Source organism: Pseudomonas juntendi (assembly GCF_009932375.1).
In the GTDB taxonomy this organism is placed as follows: domain Bacteria; phylum Pseudomonadota; class Gammaproteobacteria; order Pseudomonadales; family Pseudomonadaceae; genus Aquipseudomonas; species Aquipseudomonas juntendi.
In genome coordinates this window covers 1-11,861 of the sequence record NZ_BLJG01000133.1, presented here as the reverse complement: position 1 = coordinate 11,861, position 11,861 = coordinate 1, and the positions used below count along the sequence as shown (strand labels likewise).

General features: G+C 67.4%; 3 protein-coding genes. 1 reads left to right on the top strand and 2 read right to left on the bottom strand.

Annotation, left to right across the window (positions count from 1 at the left end; all coding sequences use genetic code 11):
• The coding region (locus tag GYA94_RS17885) for a non-ribosomal peptide synthetase (protein WP_161892802.1) at nucleotides 1-9,133 on the bottom strand (9,133 nt) is incomplete at its 3' end.
• 218 nt (nucleotides 9,134-9,351) lie between these two features.
• Here GYA94_RS17885 and GYA94_RS17880 point away from each other — a divergent pair.
• Nucleotides 9,352-10,320: a siderophore-interacting protein gene (locus GYA94_RS17880; RefSeq protein ID WP_161892801.1), complete on the top strand. Its 969-nt coding sequence runs from the start codon at nucleotides 9,352-9,354 to the stop codon at nucleotides 10,318-10,320.
• Nucleotides 10,321-10,359: 39 nt separating this feature from the next.
• On the opposite strand, the gene GYA94_RS17875 is transcribed toward GYA94_RS17880, so the two are convergent.
• Nucleotides 10,360-11,751 (bottom strand): aspartate aminotransferase family protein, encoded by a 1,392-nt coding sequence (locus GYA94_RS17875; protein WP_161892800.1) that lies wholly within the window; start codon nucleotides 11,749-11,751, stop codon nucleotides 10,360-10,362.
• Between the last annotated feature and the right edge of the window lie 110 nt (nucleotides 11,752-11,861).

The following is an 11,861-nucleotide window of genomic DNA, read 5'->3' as shown; positions in this document are numbered from 1 at the left end:
TGGCGTTCCACGTGACCAGTGTGCGCTCGCGCTCGGCGGCCGCCAGCAATGGCAGTTCGGCCACCGGTTGGTGCGGTTGCTCGACGATGCCTTGCAACAGGTTGATGAAGTGGGTGGACAGCCGCTCGATGGTCGAGCGCTCGAACAGGTCGGTGTCGTATGCCAGGGAAACCATCAGCCCCTGCGCGGTCTCGCTGGTATCCAGCACCAGGTCGAACTGCGCCGTGGCACTGTCCCAATGCAGCGGCTCGACACGCAGTTCACCCCAGTTCCGCTCGGCGCGCGCAGCGTACTGGTGGTTGAACAGCACCTGGAACACGGGGCTGTGGCTCAGGTTGCGTTCCGGTGCCAGGGCCTCGACCAGTTGCTCGAACGGCAGGTCCTGGTGGGCCTGGGCCTGCAGCGCCGCCTGCCGGGTCTGGCGCAACAGGACGTCAAAGCCCTGCCCGCCATCGACTTCGGCACGCAGCACCTGGGTATTGACGAAGAAACCGATCAGCCGCTCGGTTTCAGCCCGGGTGCGGTTGGCCACCGGTACGCCGACGCGGATGTCGGCCTGGCCGCTGTAGCGGTGCAGCAAGGCCTGGAACGCTGCCAGCAGCAACATGAACAAGGAAGCATCCTGAGTCTTGGCCAGCTGTCGCAGGCCGTGGCTCAGTTCAGCCTCGAGCGGGAAGTCCAGGCGCGCACCACGCAAGCGCCGTTGGGCCGGGCGTGGCCGGTCGAACGGCAGCTCGAGCACGACCTGCTCGCCGCCCAGCTGCGCCAGCCAGTAATCGAGCTGGCGGGCACGCTCGCCACCGTCCAGCCACTGACGCTGCCAGGCCGCGTAGTCGGCGTACTGCACAGGCAACGGTGCACAGTGCTCGCCGTGGTAGCCGTGCAGCAGCTCTTCGACCAGCACCTCCAGGGAGGCGCCGTCGGAAACGATATGGTGCTGGACGATGACCAGCACATGGTCCTGCTCGCCCATGGCCAGCAACTTGACCCGCAGCAACGGCCCTCGTACCAGGTCGAACGGCGCCCGCACCTGGGCATCGACCCAGGCCTCCAGCGCCGCATCGTCCAGCTCGCCTGGGTGCTCGATCACGATGGGCAGCGCCAGGTGCGGATGAATATGCTGCCGCAGCTCCCCCGTGGCGTCATCGAAGGTGGTGCGCAATGGCTCGTGCCGGGCGATGACCTGGTCGAATGCCGACTGCAACGCCGGCAACTCGAGCGGCCCCCGCACACGCAACGCCGCCGGAACGTTGTAGGCGGCGCTCTGTGGGTCCAGCCGCCAGAGGAACCACTGCCGCTCCTGGGCATAGGACACGGCCATCGCAGGCGTGCGCGGCAATACCGCAATCGCCGCGGCCGCCCCCTGGCCCAGTGCGGCGCAACGGTCGGCGAAGGCCCCCAGGGTCGGCTGCTCGAACAGCTGCCGCAGGGGCACTTCGAGCCCGAGCCCTTGGCGAATGCGCGCGATGACCTCGGTCGCCAGCAACGAGTGGCCACCGAGGCTGAAGAAACTGTCGGCAAGGCCGACGCGCTCGACCTGCAGGGCTTGCGCCCAGATCGTCGCCAGTTGTGCTTGCAACGGCGTGCGCGGCGCTTCGTAGACCTGCTGGGCGGCACTGAAGTCCGGCGCCGGCAAAGCCGCGCGGTTCAGCTTGCCGTTGTTGTTCAACGGCAGCCGTTCCAGCACCAGCAGGTGGGCGGGAATCATGTAGTCAGGCAGCGCCTGGCCCAAGGCAGCCCGTACGCCCTGTAGCCAGTCAGCCGACGGCGTGGCCTGAGCAGCGACCAGGTAGGCCACCAGTTGCGGCCCGGTCGGCCCGGCGAGGGCCAGCACCGCCGCCTCGCGCACCGACGCCAACCCTTGCAGGCAGGCCTCGATCTCGCCCATCTCGATGCGCATGCCGCGAATCTTCACCTGATGATCGATACGCCCTACGTACTCCAGGACCCCGGCCTGGGTATAGCGCGCCAGGTCGCCGCTGCGGTACAGGCGTGCGCCAGGCTGTTCGGCGAAGGGATCCGGCAGGAAACGCTCGGCGGTCAACGCCGGGCGGTCGAAGTATTGCTGCGCCAGGCAGCTCGGTGCACCGATGCACAGCTCGCCGACGCCATCGCTGGGCAACAGCTGGCCGGCACAATCCAGCACATACAGCGAGCGGCCTGCGATGGCGTGGCCGATGGGCACGCCATACGCGTCCTGCGCATCTTCGAGGCGGCAGTCATGCACGCTGGAGACTACTGTCGCCTCGGTCGGGCCATAGGTGTTGACCAGGCTGAGCCCGCCCAGCCCCGCCGCATGCCACAGGCGCAGCCCTTCCACCGACATGGCCTCGCCGCCCACGTGCACCTGACGCAGCTTGCCCAGGCCCTGGCCCGGCCGCGCCGCGCAAGTCTTGGCCAGCATGTGCCAGTAGGCGGCCGGCAGGTCGGCCAGGGTCACGCCCTGCTCGACAATCAACCGCGCCAACTGATCGGCGTCCCACAGTTCCTCGCCACGCATGATCAACGCGGCGCCGACGCACAGCGGCGGATAGCATTGCTCGACGAAGCCGTCGAAACTGAAAGTGGCGAACTGCAGCACCCGGTCGTCGCGCTCAAGGCGGGAGTAGCCGGTGGCGCTGTAGCTGAACTCGCGCAGGGCCGCATGGCTGATCGCCACCCCCTTCGGGCGGCCGGTGGAACCGGAGGTGTAGATGACATAGGCGAGCTGCTCGGCGGCGACCTGCACATCCGGGTCGTGGTCGCCACAGTGCGCGGCCTGCTCGCCCAACACCCCCAGTTCCAGGCGACGCAGCCCCGCCGGCAGCGCCAACTCGACCAGCAGGCCGTCGTCGCACAACAACAGGTCCAAGCGGCTGTCCTCGATCATGTAGGCCAGCCGTTCATGTGGATACTGCGGGTCCAGCGGCACATAGGTCGCGCCGCTCTTGAGCACGGCAAGCAGACTGACGATCAGCTGCGGGCCACGGCGCAAGGCCAGGCCGACACGCTGGCCGGGGCGTACGCCCTTGGCGATCAGTGCATGCGCCAGGCGATTGGCCTGGCCATCGAGCTGGCCATAGCTCAGGCGCAGCTCGCCACATTGCAAGGCCAAGGCCTGTGGCTGGCGCGCGGCCTGTGCCGCGATACGCTGGTGAACCAGTTCCTGGCTCGGCAACGCCAGTGCGCGGCCTTGGCTGAAGCCAAGCACCTGGGCCTGCCCCTTATCGTCAAGCAGGCCCAGCGCGCCTGACGGCGCGGCCGGGGTGGCGACCATCTGCGCCAGCACCTGGCGGAGCCCGGCGCACAGCTGAGCCACCTGCTCTGCCGCGAACAGCGCAGGGTCGTAGCCGAACGCCAGGCTGACCCCATCGCCGAGCTCGATGCCGATGGTCAGCGGGTAGTGGGTGCGCTCGTGATTGCTCACCGCGCCGAAACGCAGGCCGGCAGGCGCGCCCTGGCGCAGCGCCTCGGCCACCGGGAAGTTCTCGAACACCAGCAGGCTGTCGAACAGCGCCGCGCCCTGCTGGCCAGCCCACCCTTGAATGGCATACAGCGGCACATGCTCGAATTCACGCAGGCTCAGGTTGAAGTCCTGCACGTCGGCCAGGTAACCGGCCACCTGACGATCGGGCGCGACATCGATCAGCACCGGCAAGGTATTGATGAACAACCCGAGCTGGCCGTCGATGCCCGGCAGTGGCGCCGAACGCCCGGACACCGTGGCGCCGAAGGCCACGCAGGCTTGCCCGGTCAGGCGCTGTAGCACCAGGCCCCAGGCCGCCTGGAACAGCGTGTTCAAGGTCACCTTGTGGTGACGGGCAAAACGCTCCAGCTCGGCGGCCTGCGCGGCGTCGAGGCGGGCCAGGTACTCACCCTCGCCTTGCGCGTCGGCGGGGCGACGCAGGGCCTGGGCGAGCAGCGTCGGCGCCTGCAAGGCGCCGAGACGGGCTTTCCAGAAACGCTCGCCGGCACTGGCGTCCTGGCGTTGCAGCCACGCCAGGTAATCATGAAAACGGCCGGCCGGCGCCGACATGCGCTCGCCGGCGTAGTGCTGGACCACCTCGGCCAGGAGCTGGGCATTGCTCCAGCCATCCAGGAGGATGTGGTGGCAGGTGAAGACCAGGTGCCAGTCGTCGGGCCCGGTACGCACCAGCAGCAGCCTGAACAAGGGTGCGCGGGCCAGGTCGAAACCCGCCTCGTGCTCGGCCCGGGCCAGTGCATCGAGGTCTGCCGCAGGTTCATCGACGATGCGCAGTGGCAGTGGCAACTGTCGCTGGACGATCTGGTGGGCACTGTCCAGGCCCTGCCAGTGGATGCTGCTGCGCAGGATATCGTGACGCGCCAGGGCAGCCTGCCAGGCCTCGCCGAAGCGTTCCAGGTCCAGGCCGCCGATATCCAGGCGCAACTGGTTGATGTAGGCGCCGCCCTGGGTTTCATACAGCGAGTGGAAGAACATGCCCTGCTGCATGGGCGACAGTGGGTAGAGGTCTTCGATGTTGTGGCCGGGCACCGGCAATGCATCCAGTTGCGCCTGAGTGATGCGCGCCAGCGGGAAGTCCGACGGTGACGGTTGCCCGGCGGGCACGCCCAGGCAGTGCTCGATGAGCGCCTCCAGTTCCTGGTCGTAGGCCGTGGCCAATGCCTGGACCGTGTCGGTGTCGAACATCGCCAGGCTGAAGCCCCATTGCAGCGACAGCTCGCCGTTGTACACCTGCCCTTCCAGGGTCAGCCAGTTGGCCAGCGGCGCGTCCGGGTCCTGGCCGTCGCCGCCGCGCTCGGTGGCCGGCGCCAGCAAGGCCTGGGCATCGAACTGGCTGTCGAACTGGCCCAGATAGTTGAAGGTGATGCGCGGCGGGTCAAGCGTCGCCAGGGCCTCGCGCACCGAGGCGTCACCCAGGTAACGTAGCACGCCGTAACCCATGCCTTTGTCTGGTACCGCGCGCAGCTGTTCCTTGATGGCCTTGATCGAGTCGCCATGACCGGCGCGCGGGGCCAGGCGCAGCGGATAGAGGCTGGTGAACCAGCCGACGGTGCGGGTCAGGTCGATGCCGTCGAACAGCTCTTCGCGGCCATGCCCCTCCAGCTGCACCAACGCCGCCTGGCTGCCGCTCCATTGGCAGATGACACGTGCCAGGGCCGTCAGCAGCAGGTCGTTGACCTGGGTGCGATAGGCTGCGGGCGCGACCTGCAGCAACTGCCGGGTGCGCTCGCGGGACAGGCGCGACGCCAGTTTGGCCCCATGACGGTTGCTTACCGGCGCGTCCGGCCTGTCGCACGGCAGTGCGCCATCGCCGCGTTGCGCTTGCCAGTAGGGCAATTGCCCGACGAACGCCGGCACCTGCTCGTGCAGCTGCGCAGACCAGGCCTGGTAGCTGCTGGTGCGCGGCGCCAGCGACAGCGGCTGCCCGGCCAGGCGCTGGGCATAAGCCTGCTCCAGGTCCTCCAGGAGGATACGCCAGGACACGCCGTCGACCACTAGGTGGTGAATAACCAGCAGCAGGCGCTGCTCGCCTTGCGGCAAGTCGACCAGCATGGCGCGCAATAGCGGCCCACTGCGCAGGTCGAGGCTGCGCTGGGCAGCGTCGCAGAGCGCCGTCAGCGCCTGGGCATCCGCAGCCTGGCGCTGCCACAGCTCGACCTGCGCGACCGGCGCGCCATAGTGCTGCCGCCAGCCTTCGGCGGCGGGCTCGAAGCGCAGCCGCAGGGCGTCATGGTGGTTGACCACATCGCCCAAGGCAGCGACCAGCGCCTGGGCCTGCAACGGTTGCCGGGCACCGAGCAGCAATGATTGGTTCCAGTGCTCGCGGACCGCAATGGCCTGTTCGAAGAACTGCCGCTGCACAGGGCTGAGCGCCACCTCGCCGGTGGCCGGCGCCTGCTCAACCGCCAACGATGGCTGGCGCCCGACCGCGCCGGCCAGGCCGCGCACGGTCTGGAACTGGAACAGGTCGCGCGGGCTGAACTGCAGGCCCTGGCGACGAGCGCGGCCAACCACCTGGATGGCGATGATCGAATCGCCGCCCAGCTCGAAGAAGTTGTCGTCCAGGCCAACCTCGGCCACGCCCAGCACCTCGCTCCAGACTTGCGCCAGTGTACGCTGTACATCGGTTTGCGGCGCCACGTAAGCGCCGCGCGAAGCGGCATCCGGTTGCGGCAGGGCCTTGCGGTCAAGCTTGCCGTTGGGGGTCAGCGGGAACTGCTCCAGCGGCATCAGGTGGCTGGGCACCATGAATTCCGGCAGCGCCTGCAGCAGCCAGGCCTTGAGCCCTTGCTGCCAGCCGTCTGGCATTTCGTCGAGCACCAGGTAGGCCACCAGTTGCTTGCCGTCCAGCGCCAACACCACGGCCTCGCGCACCCAGGCATGCTGGGCCAGGCGCGCCTCGATCTCGCCCAGCTCGATGCGCAGGCCACGGATTTTCACTTGATGATCGAAACGCCCCAGGTACTCGATCACGCCATCCACACGCTGGCGAACCCGGTCGCCGGTACGGTACAGGCGCTGTCCGGCCACGAAGGGGTCGGCAACGAAGCGCTCGGCGGTCAACCCCGGACGCCGGTGGTAACCACGGGCCAGGCCAATGCCACCCAGGTAGAGCTCGCCGGCAACGCCCGGCGCCACCGGCTCGAGGCCAGCATCGAGCACATAGGTACGGATGTTGGCGATGGGCTGGCCGATGGGCACGCTGTCGCGGCCTTCGTCGATGCAGGTCCAGTGCGTGACGTCGATGGCCGCCTCGGTGGGGCCGTAGAGGTTGTACAGCGCCGCCGCCGGCAGCTTGCCGAACACCTGCAGCTGCGCGTCCACCGGCAATGCCTCGCCGCTGCAGAGGATGCGTCGCAGGCTGTCGCAGGTCTCGACACCAGACTCGTGGATGAAGGCCTGGAGCATCGAGGGTACGAAATGCAGCGTGCTGACCTGATGGCGACGAATGGTCTCGATCAGGCGCGCCGGGTCCCGGTGGTCACCGGGTGCGGCCATGGCCAGCCGGGCACCCGTCATCAGCGGCCAGAAGAATTCCCAGACCGACACGTCGAAGCTGAACGGGGTCTTCTGCAGCACCGTGTCACCGGCACACAGGCCATAGGCTTCCTGCATCCAGTGCAGGCGGTTGGCCAGGGCTTCATGGCTGTTGCCGGCGCCTTTCGGCCGGCCGGTGGAGCCGGAGGTATAGATGACATAGGCCAACTGCCGTGGGTCGGTCGCCACCTGGGGCGGGCTGGCGGGCTGGTCGTCCAGCGTCAGTTGGTCCAGGGCGATGCACTGCACGTCAGCGGGCACCGGCAGGCTGCCCTGCAGCGCCTGATGGGTCAGCAGCAGGCGAATGCCGCTGTCCTCGATCATGTAGGCCAGGCGCTCCTCGGGGTATTCCGGATCCAGCGGCACGTAGGCCGCGCCGGCCTTGAGGATCGCCATCAGCCCGACGACCATTTCTACGCTGCGCAGCAGGCTGATACCCACGAGGCTGTCGGCTCCGGCGCCTTGCGCGCGGAGGAAGTGAGCCAGGCGGTTGGCGCGGGCATCGAGCTGCGCATAGCTGAGCGCGGTATCACCACAGACCAGCGCCGGGGCGTCTGGCGCACGGCGCACCTGATCCTCGAACAGCTGGTGCACGCCGCGTTCGAGCGGATAACCGCGAGCGGTGGCGTTCCAATCCTCCAGCACTGTGCGACGGCTGGCGTCATCGAGCATCGGCAACTGCCACAGCGCGCTGTGCGGCTGGCTGACAAGGGCTTGCAGCAGGGCCTGCCAGTGTGTCGCCATGCGTTCGATGGTGGCGGCCTCGAACAGGTCGCTGGCATAGGTGAAGGCGGCGTGCAGGGTGCCACCCTGCTCGTAGGTGTCCAGGCTCAGGTCGAACTGGGTGGTGCGGCTGCGCCATGCCAGGGGCGACAGTTGCAGCCCCGAGGCCAGGGTCACGGTGGCCAGGTCGGCGATCTGCGGCTGGTGGTTGTACATCACCTGGAACAGCGGTGCATGGCTTAGGCTGCGCTCGACCTTCAGCGCCTCGACCAGGCGTTCGAACGGCAGGTCCTGGTGCGCCTGGGCACCGTGTACGACCTGCTTGATGCCTTGCAGGTAGGCCAGCACCTCGAGGTGCGCGTCCGGCCGCACACGCAACACCTGGGTGTTGACGAACAACCCGATCAGCCCTTCGACTTCGGCGCGGTTGCGGTTGGCCACCGGGCTGCCGATACGCAGGTCGGCCTGGCCGGTGTAGCGCTGCAGGAGCAAGCCGAACGCGCCAAGCATGACCATGAACGGCGTAAGGTTATGCTGCCGGGCGAAGCCGCGCAGCCGCTCGGCCAAGGCCGCATCGACCGCGAACGAGCGGCGCTCGCCACTGAAGCTCGGGGTCGCCGGCCGGGCATTATCCAAGGGCAGTTCGAGCACGGGCTGCTCATCGCCCAACTGCGCCTGCCAGTACGCCAGCTGCCGCGCCAGTTCGCCGGCTTCCAGCCAGCGGCGCTGCCACAGGGCATAGTCGACGTACTGGATCGGCAGATCCGGCAGTTGCGGCGCATGGCCAGCGGCGAAGGCGTCGTAGCAGCGGCTGAACTCGTCGATCAGCACGTTCATCGACCAACCGTCGGAAACAATATGATGCAGGGTCAACAGCAGTACATGTTCCTGCTCGGCCAGGCGCAACAGACGCACCCGCAGCAGCGGCCCTTGCGCCAGGTCGAATGGACGCAAGGACTCGGCCTCGGCTTGGGCACGCACCTGCGCTTCGCACTCGGCCTCATCCCACTGACGCAGGTCGACCCGCTCGATCAAGGCCTCGCCCACCGGGCGATAGACCTGGAGCAGACTGTCGTCAGGCTGGACCTCGAATACGGTGGTCAGGCTCTGGTGACGCGCCAGCAGGCTGGCGAACGCCTGCTCCAGCGCGGACTCATCCAGTTGCCCGGTCAGACGCACCGCGCCTGGCAGGTTGTAGGCGCCGCTCTGGGGGTCCATCTGCCAAAGTACCCACATGCGCTGCTGGGCATAGGACAACCCTTGGCGGTCCGGCGCCTGGACCCCGGCCGGAATGGGGAACTGGGAAAAGTCGATGCCCTCCCTGGCCAGGGTCTCGAGGAACACGCCGCGTTTGTCCTGCGGCAGTTCAATGAAACGGCGGGCCAGTAGCAGGGACTTTTCTGCATTCATCAGATTGCTTCCGTACGAGTGAGGTATCGGGCGGGGCCCGGCTATCCCTACGAAACGGATGCAACCTGAAAAAAATTAACGCCATAGCGCCCCCCACGGCAGCTGCAGACACACCCCGGGGCAACCCCGGGCGTGGCCGACCGGCCCACAGCGAGGCGTTAATTTGCCGTTGCGGCGGCTCGTTTACCAACAAAGCCGCCCTGCAAGAGGACCTTCGCATGCCTAGCCCCTCCCGCATCACCCAGGCACTCCAGCAAGGCCTGCGCCGCCTGGTCGGCAGCCCCAGCCCGGCTGCCAGCGCCTACCGCCTGTTCGATCTGCAGCTCAAGAAACGCATCACCCTTTCCCCATCACTTGCACGCCTGGTGTTCACCGCTCCGGATGTGGCGCGGATGGCCACCATGGCCCCCGATCAACGGGTCAAGCTGTTCTTTCCCGCCCCAGATGGTTCGCTGCCTGTAGTTCCCGCCGATGCCCATTGGAAAACGGCGCACAGCGCCTTGCCGCCCGCGCAACGCCCACCCATGCGGACCTACACCATCCGCGCGCTGCGTCGGGAAGCACTGGAAGTCGATGTGGATTTCGTGCTGCATGGCGTCAACGGCCCTGCTTCGGCTTGGGCCACCCATGCCCAGGTAGGTGACCGCCTGCAGATGCTTGCGCCCAACCTGGACTATGCCGGCGACCCCGGCGGTTATGAATGGAAGCCACCCCAGGGCGTGCGCAACGTACTGCTGGTAGGTGACGAAACGGCACTGCCGGCGATTGCCGGCATTCTTGAGCAACTGGCAGGGACCCAACCCGAGCTTGCGGTGCAGGCGTTCATCGAGGTGCCGTTGCAAGCTGACTGCCTGGATCTGCGCCATGGCGATGCCACCGAACTGCATTGGCTGCCGCGTGAGCTGCTGGGCTGCGCGCATGGCCAGGCCATGCAGCATGCGGTGCGCGAACTGGCCAGCCTGCCTCAAGGGCAGGCCGCGTCGCGGGTAAAGCTGGAAGAGGTGGATATCGACACACGAATACTGTGGGAGCAGGCCAGTAGTGCCAGGAGCACATTCCATGCATGGGTCGCGGGGGAATCGGCGACAGTGATGGATATTCGCCGGTATCTGATCAAGGAGCGCGGGTTGCAACGCGCGTGCCTGACCCTGATGGGCTATTGGCGGGCCGGGCGGACCTTTGATTGACGTGAGATAGCCGGGGCACTTGGCGGCCCCGGCAATGGTTCAGACTGCCGCGCTCAACGCCTCGGCAAAACGCTGTGCAACGTCATCGATCTGCTCGCCGCTGATGATCAACGGCGGCAGAAAGCGCACCACCGCGCCATGCCGCCCACCCAGCTCCAGGATCAGCCCACGCCTGAGGCACTCGCGCTGCACCTTCGGCGCCAGGTCGCGGTTAGCCGGTGGGTGGCCCAGCGCATCGGGCTGGCCTTGCGGGTCGACCAGCTCCACACCCAGCATCAAGCCACGGCCACGGATATCACCCAACTGCGGGTAGTCCCGCTGCAGGCGCTGCAGGTGCCCACGCAACCGCAGCCCCATGGCCTCGGCATGCTCGGCCAGGCGGTGCTCGACCAGGTAATCGATTACCGCCGAACCCGCCGCCATGGCCATCTGGTTACCGCGGAAGGTGCCGGCGTGCGCCCCCGGTTTCCACGTGTCCAGCCAGTCGCGGTACACCACCACCGCCAACGGCAGGCTGCCGCCAATGGCCTTGGACAGCGTGACCACGTCCGGCACGATGCCGGCATGCTCGAAGGCGAACATCCGCCCGGTACGGGCAAAGCCGCTCTGAATCTCATCGACGATCAAGGCCACACCCGCCTGCTCGGTGATCCGGCGCACGCCCTTGAGCCATTCGATATCGGCCGGGATCACCCCGCCCTCGCCCTGCACCACCTCCAGGATGACTGCAGCCGGCAGTGGCACCCCGCTTTCCGGATCGAGCAGCAGGTTTTGCAGGTAATGCAGGTTGGCCTTGACCCCGGCCTCACCGCCCAGGCCGAACGGGCAGCGGTAGTCGTACGGGTATGGCATGAACTGCACGCCGCTGCTCAACAAGGCACCCAGCGGTTGCTTGGGACCATGGCTGCCCATCAGGCTCAGCGCCCCCTGACTCATGCCATGGTAGGCACCCTGGAAGGCCAACACGGTGCTGCGCCCGGTGGCGCTGCGCACCAGCTTGAGGGCCGCCTCCACGGCGTCGGTCCCGGTCGGGCCGCAGAACTGCACCTTGGCCTCGCGGCGCAGGGCCTCGGGCAGGATGCTGTACAGGTCCTGAACGAAGCGGTCCTTGACCGGTGTGGTCAGGTCGAGTGTGTGCAAGGGGATCTCATCGGCCAGCACACGCTGGATCGCCTCGATCACCACCGGGTGGTTATGGCCCAGCGCCAAGGTGCCGGCGCCCGCCAGGCAGTCGATGAACTGTCGGCCTTCGACGTCTTCGACGTGGATACCCCTGGCGCGCTTGAGCGCCAGCGGGATGCGCCGTGGGTAGCTGCGGGCGTTGGACTCCTGCTGTTGCTGGCGTTGCAGCAACGGTGAGTCGGTGAATTCGTACAGGACCTGCGGCACGCTGGCCGGCGGGACCTGGGCAAGGCTGGAAGCGGTGGACATGGGTAAATCCTCGCAAGCGAGCGAAAGTGCGGGTGTTCGTCGCTTGGAAAACGCTTGGGTGCCGGGAGGATTTAGCGGTTGTTACTGTATTTTATTCCTCCTGTGCCGGC

Bases quoted from the DNA above. Each gene is read 5' to 3' on its own strand.
- GYA94_RS17875 (WP_161892800.1), bottom strand. From the start codon at position 11,751: ATGTCCACCGCTTCCAGCCTTGCCCAGGTCCCGCCGGCCAGCGTGCCG.
- GYA94_RS17880 (WP_161892801.1), top strand. From the start codon at position 9,352: ATGCCTAGCCCCTCCCGCATCACCCAGGCACTCCAGCAAGGCCTGCGC.